At 65.4% G+C, this 13,817-nt stretch carries 19 protein-coding genes and 2 tRNA genes; 8 read left to right on the top strand and 13 right to left on the bottom strand.

The features are described from left to right. Positions 1-2 precede the first annotated feature (2 nt). Both ruvB and U0025_RS20010 read left to right on the top strand, forming a co-directional pair. Positions 3-1,025, top strand: a complete 1,023-nt coding sequence (ruvB, locus tag U0025_RS20015) for a Holliday junction branch migration DNA helicase RuvB (RefSeq protein ID WP_004209282.1) — start codon at positions 3-5, stop codon at positions 1,023-1,025. Between the two features lie 177 nt (positions 1,026-1,202). Beyond that, positions 1,203-2,981, top strand: a complete 1,779-nt coding sequence (locus U0025_RS20010) for an AMP-dependent synthetase/ligase (RefSeq protein ID WP_004209281.1) — start codon at positions 1,203-1,205, stop codon at positions 2,979-2,981. 14 nt (positions 2,982-2,995) lie between these two features. Here the strand turns inward: U0025_RS20010 and U0025_RS20005 are convergent, their stop codons facing one another. The 3 genes from U0025_RS20005 to U0025_RS19995 all read right to left on the bottom strand — a co-directional run bounded on the left by U0025_RS20005 (position 2,996) and on the right by U0025_RS19995 (position 4,627). Continuing rightward, positions 2,996-3,397, bottom strand: coding sequence for a hypothetical protein (locus U0025_RS20005; protein WP_004209280.1), 402 nt, complete (start codon positions 3,395-3,397; stop codon positions 2,996-2,998). Between the two features lie 68 nt (positions 3,398-3,465). Then, a complete protein-coding gene (gene gloB / locus U0025_RS20000; protein WP_004209279.1) occupies positions 3,466-4,188 on the bottom strand; it encodes a hydroxyacylglutathione hydrolase in 723 nt (240 codons plus the stop codon). Between the two features lie 4 nt (positions 4,189-4,192). Continuing rightward, entirely contained in the window at positions 4,193-4,627 is a 435-nt protein-coding gene (locus U0025_RS19995) for a VOC family protein (protein ID WP_004209278.1), read from the bottom strand. A gap of 102 nt (positions 4,628-4,729) precedes the next feature. Here U0025_RS19995 and U0025_RS19990 point away from each other — a divergent pair, with 102 nt between their 5' ends. Next, on the top strand, positions 4,730-5,437 hold the full coding sequence (locus tag U0025_RS19990; protein ID WP_004209277.1) for an SIMPL domain-containing protein: 708 nt from the start codon (positions 4,730-4,732) through the stop codon (positions 5,435-5,437). A 2-nt stretch (positions 5,438-5,439) separates the two neighbouring features. Here the strand turns inward: U0025_RS19990 and U0025_RS19985 are convergent, their stop codons facing one another. The 3 genes from U0025_RS19985 to U0025_RS19975 form a co-directional block, all read right to left on the bottom strand. Then, positions 5,440-5,682: a hypothetical protein gene (locus U0025_RS19985; RefSeq protein WP_037491869.1), complete on the bottom strand. Its 243-nt coding sequence runs from the start codon at positions 5,680-5,682 to the stop codon at positions 5,440-5,442. An 86-nt stretch (positions 5,683-5,768) separates the two neighbouring features. After that, the gene (locus U0025_RS19980) at positions 5,769-6,668 is read right to left on the bottom strand and encodes a tetratricopeptide repeat protein (RefSeq protein ID WP_004209275.1); all 900 of its coding nucleotides are present in this window, start codon (positions 6,666-6,668) and stop codon (positions 5,769-5,771) included. Beyond that, positions 6,668-7,420 carry an alpha/beta fold hydrolase gene (locus U0025_RS19975; RefSeq protein ID WP_004209274.1) on the bottom strand — a complete coding sequence of 251 codons (753 nt, stop codon included), beginning with the start codon at positions 7,418-7,420 and terminating at the stop codon, positions 6,668-6,670. The genes U0025_RS19980 and U0025_RS19975 overlap by 1 nt, the downstream gene beginning before the upstream one ends. 158 nt (positions 7,421-7,578) lie before the next feature. Between U0025_RS19975 and U0025_RS19970 the strand changes: the two genes are divergently transcribed. Then, positions 7,579-7,665 (top strand) — tRNA-Leu (locus U0025_RS19970). A 171-nt stretch (positions 7,666-7,836) separates the two neighbouring features. Here U0025_RS19970 and U0025_RS19965 read toward each other — a convergent pair. Next, a complete protein-coding gene (locus tag U0025_RS19965) occupies positions 7,837-8,349 on the bottom strand; it encodes an outer membrane protein assembly factor BamE (RefSeq protein ID WP_004209273.1) in 513 nt (170 codons plus the stop codon). A gap of 162 nt (positions 8,350-8,511) precedes the next feature. Between U0025_RS19965 and U0025_RS19960 the strand changes: the two genes are divergently transcribed. The 3 genes from U0025_RS19960 to dinB are packed head-to-tail and all read left to right on the top strand — an operon-like array spanning position 8,512 to position 10,727. Then, positions 8,512-9,039: a ubiquinol-cytochrome C chaperone family protein gene (locus U0025_RS19960; RefSeq protein WP_037490710.1), complete on the top strand. Its 528-nt coding sequence runs from the start codon at positions 8,512-8,514 to the stop codon at positions 9,037-9,039. Next, a complete protein-coding gene (locus U0025_RS19955; RefSeq protein WP_004209271.1) occupies positions 9,036-9,581 on the top strand; it encodes a YceD family protein in 546 nt (181 codons plus the stop codon). Before U0025_RS19960 ends, U0025_RS19955 begins: the two co-directional genes overlap by 4 nt. 48 nt (positions 9,582-9,629) lie before the next feature. Then, entirely contained in the window at positions 9,630-10,727 is a 1,098-nt protein-coding gene (gene dinB, locus U0025_RS19950) for a DNA polymerase IV (RefSeq protein WP_004209270.1), read from the top strand. Positions 10,728-10,730: 3 nt separating this feature from the next. Here dinB and U0025_RS19945 read toward each other — a convergent pair whose 3' ends face one another. Further along, positions 10,731-11,534: a DUF1134 domain-containing protein gene (locus U0025_RS19945; protein ID WP_004209269.1), complete on the bottom strand. Its 804-nt coding sequence runs from the start codon at positions 11,532-11,534 to the stop codon at positions 10,731-10,733. 231 nt (positions 11,535-11,765) lie between these two features. Here U0025_RS19945 and U0025_RS19940 point away from each other — a divergent pair. Further along, positions 11,766-11,857 (top strand) — tRNA-Ser (locus U0025_RS19940). A gap of 72 nt (positions 11,858-11,929) precedes the next feature. On the opposite strand, the gene U0025_RS19935 is transcribed toward U0025_RS19940, so the two are convergent. The 5 genes from U0025_RS19935 to U0025_RS19915 form a co-directional block, all read right to left on the bottom strand. Continuing rightward, positions 11,930-12,238, bottom strand: a complete 309-nt coding sequence (locus U0025_RS19935; protein ID WP_051156888.1) for a hypothetical protein — start codon at positions 12,236-12,238, stop codon at positions 11,930-11,932. Then, positions 12,232-12,492, bottom strand: coding sequence for a hypothetical protein (locus U0025_RS19930; protein WP_257010960.1), 261 nt, complete (start codon positions 12,490-12,492; stop codon positions 12,232-12,234). The genes U0025_RS19935 and U0025_RS19930 overlap by 7 nt, the downstream gene beginning before the upstream one ends. A gap of 109 nt (positions 12,493-12,601) precedes the next feature. After that, on the bottom strand, positions 12,602-12,925 hold the full coding sequence (locus tag U0025_RS19925; RefSeq protein WP_004209265.1) for a hypothetical protein: 324 nt from the start codon (positions 12,923-12,925) through the stop codon (positions 12,602-12,604). Further along, positions 12,922-13,128 carry a hypothetical protein gene (locus U0025_RS19920; RefSeq protein ID WP_004209264.1) on the bottom strand — a complete coding sequence of 69 codons (207 nt, stop codon included), beginning with the start codon at positions 13,126-13,128 and terminating at the stop codon, positions 12,922-12,924. The genes U0025_RS19925 and U0025_RS19920 overlap by 4 nt, the downstream gene beginning before the upstream one ends. Further along, the gene (locus U0025_RS19915; RefSeq protein ID WP_004209263.1) at positions 13,125-13,775 is read right to left on the bottom strand and encodes a hypothetical protein; all 651 of its coding nucleotides are present in this window, start codon (positions 13,773-13,775) and stop codon (positions 13,125-13,127) included. The genes U0025_RS19920 and U0025_RS19915 overlap by 4 nt, the downstream gene beginning before the upstream one ends. Between the last annotated feature and the right edge of the window lie 42 nt (positions 13,776-13,817).

Genomic DNA, 13,817 nt, shown 5'->3' with positions numbered 1-13,817 from the left:
TGATGAGCGAAGAGGATCGCCTGATCACCCCGGCCCGTCGTGCCGAGGATGTCGATGCGGCGCTGCGGCCCAAGTCGCTCGACGAATTTGTCGGGCAGCAGGCGGCGCGCGAGAATCTGCGTATCTTCATCCAGGCGGCGCGCACCCGTGGCGAGGCGCTGGACCATGTGCTGTTCTTCGGCCCGCCCGGCCTTGGCAAGACGACGCTGGCACAGATCGTCGCCAAGGAAATGGGCGTGGGTTTCCGCGCCACGTCCGGCCCGGTGATCGCCAAGTCGGGCGACCTGGCCGCCCTGCTCACCAATCTGGACGAGGGCGATGTCCTGTTCGTCGACGAGATTCACCGGCTCAATCCGGCGGTCGAGGAAGTGCTCTATCCCGCGATGGAGGACCGGGCGCTCGACCTGATGATCGGCGAAGGCCCGTCGGCCCGGTCGGTCCGGATCGACCTGCCGCGCTTCACCCTGGTCGGCGCGACCACGCGCCAGGGGTTGCTGACGACGCCGCTGCGCGATCGTTTCGGCATTCCGGTGCGGCTGCAATTCTATACCGTCGACGAGCTGGAGCTGGTGGTCCGGCGCGCGGCGCGCCTGCTGGACCTGGCGATCACGTCGGACGGCGCGATCGAGATTGCCCGCCGGTCGCGCGGGACGCCGCGCATCGCCGGGCGGCTGCTGCGCCGGGTGCGCGACTTTGCAAATGTCGCCGGCGCCCCGACCGTCGATGCCAAGGTGGCGGACGCCGCGTTGCAACGGCTGGAGGTCGATCATCTCGGCCTCGACCTGATGGACCGGCGCTATCTGCACATGATCGCCGATATCTATCGCGGTGGTCCGGTGGGGGTCGAGACGCTGGCGGCCGGACTGTCCGAGGCGCGCGACACGATCGAGGAAGTGGTCGAACCCTATCTGATCCAGTTGGGGCTGATCGCCCGCACCGCACGGGGTCGCTGCCTCAACGGGCCGGGCTGGAAGCATCTGGGCCTCAATCCCCCGGCCGGGTCGCAGGACGGGCTGTTCGACTGATCCCATTGGCGCTTGCGCCATTCGGCCAGCCTTTCTAGAGCGCGCGCTTTCCCGATTCGACGCAGCGATATGCGCCGAAACCGGTTATTGTGCATGGCCGTTACGGCAAGGCCGGGCTATAGCCAGCTGGCGCTGCAGGCGCGCGGCAGACGCGCCGATGTAAGAGGAGTTGAGCCTGTGAGGGCGATCGAACGTTTCCCCAATCTGGTCACCATGTTCTTTGCCCGCGCCAAGGAAAAGGGCGACGCGCCCTTCCTGTGGCGCAAGACGCAGGGCACATGGCAATTGCTGAGCTGGGCCGAAGTCGCGCGCCAGGTGGCGGCGATGGCGGCCGGGCTGAAGGCGGAAGGGCTGAAGCCCGGCGACCCGGTGATGCTGGTCAGCGAAAATCGCCCGGAATTCTGCATCGCCGACCTCGCCATCATGGCGGCGGGCTGCATCACGGTGCCGACCTACACCACCAATACGACGCGCGACCATCAGCATATCCTGACCGACAGCGGCGCGCGCGCGGTGATCGTGTCGACCGCCAAGCTGGCGACGACGCTGATGCCGGCGGTGCTGCGATCGCAGGTCAGCCTGGTCATTCCGATGGAGCCGATCCGCGGTGCGCAGGGCAATTATACCTGCCGCCTGTGGTCCGACCTGATCGCCGCCCATCCGGCCGATGTCGATGCCTGTGCGCTGGCCCAGACTGCCGTGCGCAGCGACCAGGCTTGCATCATCTATACCAGCGGTACCGGCGGCGCCCCGCGCGGCGTGATGCAGCATCATGGCGCGATCCTGGCCAATGTCGAAGGTGCGGGACAGGTGGTGCTGGAGGATTTTGGCTGGGGCGACGAGGTTTTCCTGTCCTTCCTGCCCCTGAGCCACGCCTATGAACATAGTGGCGGCCAGTTCCTGCCGATGCTGCTGGGCGGGCAGATCTATTATGCCGAAGGGCTGGAGAAGCTGGCCAGCAATATCGAGGAAGCCCGGCCGACCATCATGGTCGTGGTGCCGCGCCTGTTCGAGGTGCTGCGCACCCGCATCATCAAGTCGATCGAGAAGCAGGGCAAATTCCCCACCTATCTGCTCAACCAGGCACTGCGCATCGCCGCCAAGGAACAGCAGGGCAAGTCGTCGATCGTCGACCTGCCGATGAAGGCGCTTTTGGCGCGCACCCTGATCCCCAAGATTCGCGCCCGTTTCGGCGGGCGGATGAAGGCGCTGGTGTCGGGCGGCGCGCCGCTGAACCCGGATGTCGGCCTGTTCTTCGAGGCTATGGGGCTGATGCTGCTGCAAGGCTATGGCCAGACCGAGGCCGGACCGGTGATCAGCTGCAACCGCCCCGCCGCCGGCATCGCGATGGACACGGTCGGCCCGCCGCTGGACGGGGTCGAGGTCAAGATCGCGGAAGATGGCGAGATATTGGTGCGCGGCGAGCTGGTGATGCACGGCTATTGGCGCAACCCGGCCGAGACCGAGAAGGTGCTCAAGGATGGCTGGCTGCATACCGGCGACATTGGCGAGATCGATGGCCGCGGCCGCATCCGCATCACCGACCGCAAGAAGGATCTGATCGTCAACGACAAGGGCGACAATGTGTCGCCGCAGAAGGTCGAGGGCATGCTGACGCTGCAGCCGGAGATCGGCCAGGCGATGGTCTATGGCGATCGTCGCCCGCATCTGGTCGGCCTGCTGGTGCCGGATTCGGAATGGACGATGGAATGGGCGGCGGCCAATGGCCGGCCGATCAAGGGCATCACCGATGATCCGACCTATCTGGCGGCGCTGCGCGCGGCGGTCGACCGGGTCAATGACGATCTGTCGGTGATCGAGCGGGTGCGCCGCTTCATCCTGGCGGATGAGCCGTTCGCGATCGAGAATGAGGAGCTGACGCCGTCGATGAAGATCCGGCGCCATGTCATCCGCAAACGCTATCAGGACCGGCTGGACGCGCTCTACAAGGGGTAGGCGCGTCCCCGGACCTATTTTGCCGGTGCGCGATAGGGGATGAAATCGCCCAGCGCGCAATTGCCGGTGGCGATGCCGCTGACCAGATCGGCGCTGCTGGTGATGTCGCCCCGGCAATATTGCGAGCCGAAGGTGCGCACGATCATCGTGTCGCCACGGGCAAGGCCATTGCAGCTGCCGATCAGTTCATTCTTGTAAACCAGCTTCTTGCTGACACGATAGAGCAGCGTATTGCCGCTGATGACGGTGAAATTGGTCTGCGGCTCGCGGTTGACGCAGGTCAGCTTGTCGCCCGGCACCAGTCCGGCCAGCGCCTTGTCCATCTTGGCCGCCTGCTTCTCGGTCAGCGGCGTGGGCTCATAAGTGCCGCTGCAGGCCGCCAGCGCCAGCGGGGCCAGACATATCCATGCGCGCATCGCCTCTCTCCATCCATGTCCTTGCAAACAGGACGCCATGATAGTGCGGAATCCGTCGAGGACCGCGCCTAAAATGCGTCCTTGCCGGCGCGCCGCTCCGCCAGTTGGGCGACGTCCTGCGCGCGCATGAAGATGTTGGTGTCGCGCTCTTGCGCGATCGTCGTGGGCACTGTCGGCTCGCCATGCGCACGGGCAGCAACGACATCCGCCATGCGCGCCTGAAGCGCGGCATTGTCCGGCTCCACCGTCAACGCGAAGCGGCCATTGCTCTCCGTATATTCATGGGCGCAATAGACGATGGTATCGCCTGGCAGCGCCTTGAACCGCTGCATATTGGCGAACATCTGCGCCGCCGTCCCTTCAAACAGGCGGCCGCAGCCCATGGCGAAGAGCGTGTCGCCGACGAAGAGGATCGCGTCATCGGCCAGATGATAGGCGATATGGCCGGCGGTATGGGCGGGAACGGCCATCACCATGGCGACATGATCGCCGATGCGGACGCTGTCCCCCTCCCCCACTTGCCGGTCGAGCGTGTCGATCTTCGCCGCTTCGGCCGCCGGGCCGGTGATGAGGCAGCCGGTCTCCGCCTTGATACCGGCATTGCCGCCGACATGATCGGGGTGCCAATGGGTGTTCCAGATCTGGTCGATGGTCCAGCCGCGTTCCGCAGCAGCCGCCAGCACGGGGTCGGCGACCGACGGGTCGACCGCGACTGTCTGGCCGCTGGCATCATCATACAGCAGCCAGACATAATTGTCCGAGAGGACAGGGACGCGGACGACCTGCAGCATCGGCTTACCACGCCCCGATATTGGGCATCGACACCCAGGGTTCGGCCGGGTCGAGCCGGCCGTCCTGCAACAGTTCGACCGAGATATTGTCGGGGGTGCGGATGAACGCCATGTGGCCATCGCGCGGCGGGCGGTTGATGATGATGCCGGCGTCCATCAGCCGCTGGCAGGTCTCGTAGATATTGTCGACCTGATAGGCGAGATGGCCGAAATTGCGGCCGCCATCATAGACTTCCGCCGGGCTGCCATCCTGCGGCGGCCAGTTGTAGGTCAGTTCCACCTGCGCGTCCTCGTCGCCCGGCGCAGCGAGATAGACGAGGGTGAAGCGGCCCGCCTCGCTGTCGAAGCGCTTGACCTCCTTGAGGCCGAGCAGTTCGAAAAAGCCGATGGTCTTGTCGAGATCCGTGACGCGGATCATCGTGTGCAGATATTTGAGCAAAGCTTTCTCCGTTCGTCGCCATAAAGCAACGGTTCATCGGTAGATTGGCAGATAGCTCCCTAGATAGGACCGGGACCGGCCCGGCGGAAGAGGAAAGCGATCATGGCTCTGGAAATGCGGGACAAGGTGCTTCTGGGTTCGGCGGCGGTACTGGCGGTCGGCGTGATCGCGGGCGGCTATCTGCTGGGTGACGGCCTCAAGCGCGCGAGGGCGGCGGACCGATCGGTCACGGTGCGGGGCCTGGCCGAGAAGGACGTGACCGCCGACCTTGCCACCTGGTCGATCAGCTATTCGGCGACCGGCACCGACCTGCCGACGGTACGGGCGGAAATCGACGCCAATACCCAGGAACTCAAGGCCTATTTCGCCAGCCTGGGGTTCAAGCCCGATGCGCTGACCCCGGTCGGCGCGGGCGTGAACCAATATCTCAACAATGGCATCAACAATATCACCATCACCCAGCGGATGCTGCTGCGCACCACCGACATTGCCCGCGCCCAGCGCGCCGTCGCCCAGCAGTTCGACCTGGTCCGGCGCGGCGTGACGCTGCAGGAAGGATCGGGGATGCGCTACAGCTTTACCAGGCTCAACGACCTCAAACCCCCGATGGTGGCGGCCGCGACGCGGGATGCGCGCGCGGCGGCCGAGCAGTTCGCCAAGGATTCAGGGTCCGGCGTCGGCGGCATCAAGAGCGCGACCCAGGGCTATTTCTCGATCGACCCGCGCGACGGCGAGGGCGGCGACGGATCGAGCGACACGCCCTACAAGAAGGTGCGCGTGGTCACGACCGTCGACTTCTACCTGAAATAGGGTCAGCAGCGGCCCCGGCGGCGGTCCTTCTTCGAACAGTCGCTCTTGTCGCCGATGATCGCGCCGGCAGTGCCACCGATGACAGCGCCCTCGGTGGTGCCGAGACCGGTCGCGCTGCCGATCACCGCGCCGCCTGCGCCACCGATCAGGCCACCACGGGTTGCGCCGCGCGAGCAGGCCGTGAGCGAGGTCGCGCCAGCCAGCAACAGGCCAAGCGCTATCATGCGGGAAAATTTGCCAGTCATATCATTACCATCCATTCCGTTATCCCGCTCGGTCGGCGAACGGGCGGGATCGGATGGGGGTTCCGTGACAAAATCTTGCTGATCAATCAGCCCGCCGGCTTGGGCGCCGTTGCCTCCGGTTCCAGACGTCCCAGATTTTCCGCCGCTGCCTTGCCAGCCGGTGCATCCGGCGCCAGCTTCACCGCCCGCTGCCAAGCCGAGCGGGCGATGTCCGCATGATCTGTGAGGACGGCGATATTACCCTCCTCCAGCGCGACCGAGGCATCATCGGGCGACAATTGCACCGCGCGGGCGATATGCGCCTGGGCCAGTGACAGTTCGCCAGTGCGGCGCGCCAGCGTGGCCGACAGCAGCCAGGCGAGCGGATCCTTGGGCGCCTGGGTCAGCGCGGTGTCGAGTGAACCACGCGCGCCATCGACATCGCCCAGCGCCACCAGCGCGCGGGCGCGATCGAGATGCAGTTCGCCCTTTTCCATGCCATCGGGCAGGCCGCGCGCCAGCGCCGCGTCGAAATCCTCCCGCGCTTTCTTGGCGTCGCCGCTGGCAAGGGCGGCATTGCCGGCCTGCCCCCAAAGGCGCGCGCTCTGCACGATCTCGCCGCCGCGCTCGGCCTCCTCCGCCGCCTGTTGGAAGGCGACGATCGCCGGCCCCCAGCGCTCCGCCCGCGACAAAGCAAAGCCCATGCAGTGGCGGGCGTAGAAGCTGCCGCCGTCGATCCGCCAATTCTGGGCGAAGGTGATTGCCTTGTCCGGCGATTCCAGCGCCTGGTCGAGGCAGGCCTGGAACGGCCCGGCAAATTTGGCCGGGACCGGGATGCGCCCGTCGGCGTCGGGCGCCGAACGGGCGGCCGCGGCCTGTTGGACTGACGCTGCGGAGGCGGCCGCCGCTGCGGCATCCTCCTTCTTCTTGCGGCTGTTGCGCATCACCGCCTCGATCTCGGGATCATAGGCCTGCATGAACATCAGGAGGGGGAGGATGACGGGCATCAGCGATTGTCCAGAAGAGCGGCGACGGTGCGGATCAGCAGGGCGATGTCGCCGTCGCGGGAAAGGCGATGGTCGCCATCCTTAATGAGCAGCGTCTGCACATCGGATGAACGCAGCCGGTCGGCCGTGCGCAACGCGATCTCCCAGGGGACATCCGTATCGCATTGCCCCTGGAGCAGCCGGACCGGGCAGTCGATCGCGATTGCATCGTCCAGCAAGCGATGCGCCTGACCGGACTGCCAGAAGCCGAGCGTCGTCACATAGGGATGGTCGCCATAGGGCGTGGGTTCCTCGATCCGCCCCTCGGTCGCCAGCAGCGCCTTGTCGGCATCGGTAAAGCCCCACTGCGTGAAGTCGGGCGCGGCGGCGATGCCGACCAGCCCCATGATGCGGTCCGGGCGGGCCAGCGCAATCAGCAGCGCCAGCCAGCCGCCCATCGACGATCCGACCAGCAGCAGCGGCCCTTGCGTCAGCCCGTCGATCAGGGCCAGCGCATCATCACGCCAGCTGGCGAGCGTGCCATCCTCGAACCGGCCCTCGCTGGCGCCGCAACCGGCATAGTCGAGCCGCAGCATCGCCCTGCCCTGCTCGGCGGCCCAGGCGTCGAGCGCGATCGCCTTGCCCCCTTCCATGTCCGACATGTAGCCCGGCAGGAAGAGGATGGTCGGCCCCTGCCCCGGACGATGGCGATAGGCGAGGCGCAGCCCGTCGGCACGCGCGAGAAATTGGGGGGAAGATTCGGGCGCGTTCAAGTTTCAAAGGCTCCATCGCTGTGGACCGGGGCACGGCATGGCTCCGGATTGCCATGTTTTGACGGCAAAAATAGCCCTTTCCCGTGAAAGTTCAAAAAAAACGCATTGCCGCGTTGACAGGTCTGGAGGCCGCCGTTAGAGGCGCACTCCTACCCCGTGCCCAGATGGCGGAATTGGTAGACGCACCAGCTTCAGGTGCTGGCGATCGCAAGGTCGTGGAGGTTCGAGTCCTCTTCTGGGCACCATTTTCCTTCGGTGAGGAAGGAAGCAAAAACCGCCGGAAACGGCGTTTTTTTTGTGCCTGTCGCAGGTCGAACCGCTGTCGATCCGATGACCAGGCTATGCCGTCCGAACAAAAACGCCGCCCGGTCCATGATGGACAGGACGGCGCTTATGTCTTCACAGTGTGGACAGCCTCAGCTGCCGTTCGGGCCGCCGCCCGGACCGGCACCACCGGCCGAGCCGGCACCCATGGCACCCACGGCACCGATATTGCCGAAAATCTCGTCGAACAGGCTGCGGTGGCGGCCCAGCGTCGGGGTCTTGTCGCCGGTCGGCGAGATGTGCGCGACCTGTTCCAGGCCCATGCGATCGACCGCGACGACGTTGCCGGCCGGATCGAACCGGACATGCAGGACGGTCTGCGACACCGGCTTGGGGTTGGAGAAGGCAAGCGAGCGCATGTCGCGCGACACATAATACCAGTCCTGTTCGCCAAACTGGGCGACGAAGCTGGGACGGCCCAGCGTGCCTTCGACCGAGGCACGGTTGTCGATGCCGGGCTGGACGGAGTCCACCAGCAGCTTGTCGACCTGATAGCCCTGATGCGTGCGGATGCGGGTACAGCCCGATGCGCTGATCACGATCGCGCCGAGGCCCAGAGCCAGCAGGAAACGCCCGCGGCGGGACTGGCGGCTAAACTTGCGCATGGTCTTCTCCTGCGGGGACGGGCCCGCGAACCCAAGAAACAGAAAGCCGCCATTGCATCGGGCGGCCCAGCGATCAATATGGAAATGCGCAGGCCCCGGCAAGGGGCGCACGCGCCCGCGAAGCCCGCTGGCCCACATTCCATCACGAAAAGACGGCAACCCATGTCCCAATCCCGTCCTTCCTTCCTCCAGCGCCTGCTGGGCCGCGATGATCCCAAGGCGGGCCTGATGCCGCTTTATCATGCGGTGGTGGCCGAGGGACGGCAGCCGCACTGGTATCTGCAGGGCGGTGTGCCCGATACGCTGGACGGCCGGTTCGACATGATCGTCGCGATACTGGCGCAGGTGCTGATGCGACTGGAGGCGCTGGGCGCGGCGCAGGACAGCGTGTGGCTGACCGAACTTTTCGTCGACGACATGGACGGCCAGTTGCGCCAGGAAGGGATTGGCGATGTTGTCGTCGGCAAGCATATCGGCCGGATGATGAGCGCGCTGGGCGGACGACTGGCGGCCTATCGTGCGGCCTTGACGGGGGAGGGCGATCTGGAGGATGCGCTGCGCCGAAACCTGTATCGCGGTGATGCCCCGTCGGCAGAAGCGCTCTGCCATGTCGAGGGCGCGTTGCGCGCACGCTGGACACGCCTGGCATGCCTGACCCGCGACGCCTTGCTGGCTGGAGACCTTGGATGAGCGACATGATCGAATTTTCGCGCCCCGTGCGCGCCGACCAGCTGGGCAAGCTGGGCGACAGTCTGGTGACCATCAGCGCCGATGAGGGCGAGCGCGCCGCGCTGATGCGCCGTTTTGCGCTGCTGGCGCTCGACCGGCTGGAGGCGGATTATCGGCTGAGCGCGGAGGGCAGCACGATCCTGGCACGCGGGCGGGTCCGCGCCGCCCTGGCCCAGCCCTGCGTCGCCACCGGCCTGCCGGTGCCCGAGACGATCGACACCGATTTCCTGCTGCGCTTCGTGCCCGAGAGCGGCGACCTGCCCGAGGGCGAGGAACTGGAGCTGGACGCGGAGGATTGCGACACGATCGGCTATGACGGCAATGTCATCGACATGGGCGAGGCGGTGGCCGAAACCGTGGCGCTGGCGATGGAACCCTATCCGCGCGCGCCGGAGGCCGACAGCTATCTGCGCGAGGCCGGGGTACTGACCGAGGATCAGGCCAGCCCCTTTGCCGCGCTGCTGGCCATGGCCAAGGATGAAAAGGGCAAGAAGAAGGGCTGACACGCCCGACTGTTTCCCTTTCGTTCCCATGGTGGCATAAGGCCGGCCATGGACGCCCCGCCGCCCGCGCTGCGCAAGATCATCCATATCGACATGGACGCTTTTTATGCGTCGGTCGAACAGCGTGACGATCCCGGCCTGCGCGGCAAGGCGATCGCCGTGGGCGGAGGCGGTCCGCGCGGCGTGGTCGCCACCTGCAGCTATGAAGCGCGGAAATTCGGCGTGCGATCGGCGATGCCGGGTGCAAGAGCGCGGCGATTATGCCCCGAGCTGCTGTTCGTGAAGCCGCGCTTCGAAGTCTATCGCAGCGTATCTGCCCAGATCCGCGCGATCTTCGCGCGCTTCACCGACATGATCCAGCCGCTCTCGCTCGACGAGGCCTATCTGGACGTAACGCAGAACAAGCCGGGGATCGCGTCGGCGACGCAGGTGGCGCAGGAAATCCGGCGGCTGATCCAGGAGGAAACAGGCCTCACCGCATCGGCCGGTGTGTCCTACAACAAGCTGATCGCCAAGCTGGCGTCGGACCAGAACAAGCCCGACGGGCTGTGCGTGGTGCGGCCGACGGAAGGCGCCGACTTCATGGCGCGCATGCCGGTGCGGCGGATTCACGGCATCGGCCCGGTCACCGCCGAACGGATGCACAAGCTAGGGATCGAGACCGGCGCCGACCTGCGCGATCGCGACATGCCCTTCCTCAAGACCCATTTCGGCAGCAGCGCGCTCTTCTATTATCGCGCCGCGCGGGGTGAGGACGACCGGCCGGTGCATGAGCGACAGGGGCGCAAGTCGGTCAGCGTCGAGGACACCTTCTTCGAGGATCTTGTCGCCGAAGAAGCGCTGCTGCGCGAGATCGAGCGGATCGCGCAAAGCCTGTGGGCCCGAATCGAGAAGGCGCAGGCCTATGGCCGGACCGTGGTGCTGAAGGTGAAGTTCGCCGATTTCCGCATCATCACCCGGTCGCGCAGCTTTGCCGCGCCGGTCCGGTCGGTCGAACAGTTGGTGGATGCTGGTCGCGCGCTGCTGAAGGCGCAATTGCCGCTGCGCATGGGAGCCCGGCTGCTGGGCCTGGGCATCCATAATCTGGAAGGCGAGGGAGAAGCGGGGGAGAGCGGCGACGCAGGCGCCCAGCTCTCCCTGCTATGACCGTCAGAAGGGCAGCCAGGTCCGCTTTTCGCTGAACTTCATATAGCCCGCATTGACGCCGAGGCGATAACCGACGCCCAGGCGGATCGGGATCAGCACCACGCTGCCCCAGCGCAGATAGCTGGCGGTGAAGCCACCGACCAGATAGGCGGTGCCTTCGGCCGCCGGGAAACGGTGGTAGAGATCCTGGCTGTCATAGAGATTATAGACCAGGACGAAGGTGTTGGCGGCATTGCCGCCGACGTCGAAGCCGATCGACGGACCGGTCCAATAGACTTCGCGCTTGCCCTCGATCTTGTGATTGAGCGTGCCCGAACCATAGCGCAGGCCGACCACGAAGGCGCCCGACGCCTCGCGCCCGGAAATATAGGCATTGGGCTGGCCCTGATCCTTGAGGATCTTCTCGATGATGCCGGCCAGGCCCTCAGCGCCCTTGCCGAACACGCCTTCGGCCGCGCCGATCAGATCATCTTCCTGATAGGATTCGCCCGGCGCCATCGCGGCCGGCGGCGAATTGGACGTCACGGGCGCGCCGGTGGCGGTGGCACCGCCGACAGCGGGGGCGGCATTATAGGTGCCGGAATCAGTCGAGGTGGCTGGCGGCGGCAGGCTGGAGTCGACGCCGGGATCGGTCGGCGTGCTGTTCTGGACCGGCGGCGGCGCAAGATCGGAATCGATCGCCGTGTTGGGATCGACCGTGCGAATCTGCGCGCTGGCGACCGGCGCCAGCAGGAGCCCGCCGAGTGCCGCCATCAGGGCACCCACCCGTGCGAAGCGGGCGCCCGTGCGCCCCATGCTGCCGATCATTACCCGATACTCCCCGAAGCCCGCTCTTGAAAACATCCGTCAGATTATCCGTCGCCAAGCTGAAACGACAATGAACGAACGCCCACCGGAGTCGATTCTAAGCCAGATTGAATCCGATTGTGCAAATCCGCATGAAAAATCGCACATTTGGACCGTTGCCATGGATCAAAGCCGTCGCTATAGCCCGTCGCCTAGCCACTGCCTCCCGGTTTCCGGTAGGCAAATTCGTGCGGAGACGTGGGTGAGTGGCTGAAACCAGCGGTTTGCTAAACCGTCGTAGCCTTAAGGGGCTACCGAGGGTTCGAATCCCTCCGTCTCCGCCACCTTTCCTTCTACAACGTTGAAAAGGTGGCATTTTTTCTGCCGCCGGTATTTCTTCCCCACTATTCCGCCCACTAGCGTTTTTCGCTGGCATCCTTGGCCATGAATGCGCGCACGCGGGCAACGATGCGCGAGGACGGATCGCGGCCGCGTCTCAGATCATGCACCAGGCGCGGATCGTTCACCGAGAGACGCCCGAATCGGCTGGCGGACATTCCCGTCGCTCTGAGCCTCCTTTCGATCTCCAGAAGGATCGGGGAAAGGTAGCTTGCATCCTGCGCCTGCCGGCCACCCTTTGGGCTATCCCCGGAAAGGGGGATTGCATCAGGCTCGATAAGCGGAAGCTGCTGCTGATCCTCGGCGTTGCGCCGCCGGATCAACATGGCCGGCTGCCCAGATGCGATGCGCGCTCATTTGCAATGTCGCGCGACCCTGGCCCTGCTATCGGCCCGGTGTAGGGCTCGATCTCGTTGATCTGCCCCTCATCCTCGACATTGCCGCCCGGCCAGTCATCTTCTTCCAGCCAGTCGTCCTCCTCCCGATCGGAGTCGCCGTCGATCTCGTCCATTTGGTCGATCGCTCGATGCGCGATCCGCTCCAGTTCGGCGCGGCGAAGGACCGGAAAAACTGTCAGCATAGCTGCAACGGTCGGAACCGGCTGGGCGCGCCGGCGGTCGTGACGCCGAAGCCACGTCCGCCGGTGGCGCGGGCGATAGGGCAGGGGCTTTGGGGCTCTACTCGCCATATCAGCACCCTCCCTCGATCTGGTCGAGGCAGGCCTCGATCCTCGCTCGCGTCTGCTCCCTGATCCGCCGGCCCTCGCGCAATGCGTAGACCAGATTCGGATCATTGACCGCTTGGCGGCCGATCGCGCTGTCACTGAGCCCATGCCGATCGCGGATCTCATCAATCCGACCGAGAAGGTCGAAGGCCGGCCGCGTCGCACCGGTTGGCGCATTGGGCTTCCGCCGACCACGAACGCGGCGCGGGCGGATGCTCAGGATCGGCCTACGCTTCCGCGGCTTCGGCACGAAAGTCAGCGCGGCATAGTTCTGGCGATAGAGGATCATGCGTCAGCCTCCCCGGTGAATACCGAGAGCTGAGCCTTCACTGCCCTCCAGCTTTCCGGCTCGCGCCCGATTGCCCGGACGGCTTCGGTAGCTACCTCGTTCTCCGGCGAGTACCCGATGCGAACGCCGTCCGCGCTAAGATAGATCGTGCCTCCGACAGCGATGAAGCTGCGAATCCAGCCTGTGGGATTGAAGTCGATCATGCCACGACCTCCCCAGCAATGCGGCGCAGGTCGCGCAGCAAAACTTCGATGTCGACCTGTCCATCCGTCTCTTCGATCAGCTCAACCTTGGCGATCAGATCAGCGATCGTCGCCACAGCGAAGTTCTCGACATCATAGAGGGCGTCGACGCTGGCATCACTGAGGCGATTGCTCTCTGCGACTATCGAATTGATGTTGAGCCGGTGTCGCGCGCGGATCTCTTCCGCTTCGCGCCATTCGATCAGGCCACGAAGCTCAGCGCAGGTCCGCGCATAGTCTTCGGACATCAGATCGGCCGTCGCAGCCCGCCATGCCGTCTTGGCGGCGCCCACGTCAGCGGCGCGATCCGTCGACATATGCCTGACCGCCCCGCGATATTCGAAGCCGCTCGCGGTGGTGCGATGAGGGATTGCGTCACGGCACTGGCGCAAAGCTTCCCATGCCGGATCCTCAATCACCTTGCCGTGGCAGTCGCTTGCAGCTTGGGCGGCGCGGAGGGCAGAAATTACCGCCGACATCTCGGGACTGGTTGATGCCGGGCTGCACACGAAAGCCGGCGCCGCGACGGCAGCAGCAGGAACAGCGGCAGCGGGGAGTAGGAAAAGCGCGCGCGTGACGGCACGCCTAGACAATGCTAGATCGTTCATAGCTTCAATCCCTCTAGTACAGGGTTTGCGGTCAGGCCTGGA

Source organism: Sphingobium yanoikuyae, assembly GCF_034424525.1.
GTDB classification, from domain to species: Bacteria; Pseudomonadota; Alphaproteobacteria; order Sphingomonadales; family Sphingomonadaceae; genus Sphingobium; species Sphingobium yanoikuyae.
This window is presented reverse-complemented; position numbering and strand designations above follow the sequence as displayed.